Raw genomic sequence first — 245 nt, 5'->3', positions numbered from 1 at the left:
GCCACTTCAAAAGCGGCTTCAACTTTTCACGATATTCATTGCGCGGCGGATGCACCAGGAAGTATCCGGCGCCGGTCTCTACCACTCGGTCAAACGGAGTCACCAGCGAGCCGCTCGCCAGATTCTCTTCAAGCAGGTTCAGATCGCCTAGCGCCACGCCCAACCCGCGAGTAGCGGCGCTGAACGCGAGATCTAACGTGTCGAAGACCTGCTCCCGAAACGTATGCGCCGCCAGGTCACCCTCC

1 pseudogene is annotated in these 245 nt (G+C 60.0%); it reads right to left on the bottom strand.

Annotated elements, in window-relative coordinates:
* Positions 1-245: pseudogene (locus SB753_RS40380) on the bottom strand (LysR family transcriptional regulator); the annotation flags it as partial.

It is taken from the genome of Paraburkholderia sp. SIMBA_053 (assembly GCF_046534895.1).
In the GTDB taxonomy this organism is placed as follows: domain Bacteria; phylum Pseudomonadota; class Gammaproteobacteria; order Burkholderiales; family Burkholderiaceae; genus Paraburkholderia; species Paraburkholderia caledonica.
The sequence above is the reverse complement of the archived record's forward strand: the minus strand, read 5'-3'. Positions and strand labels throughout refer to the sequence as shown.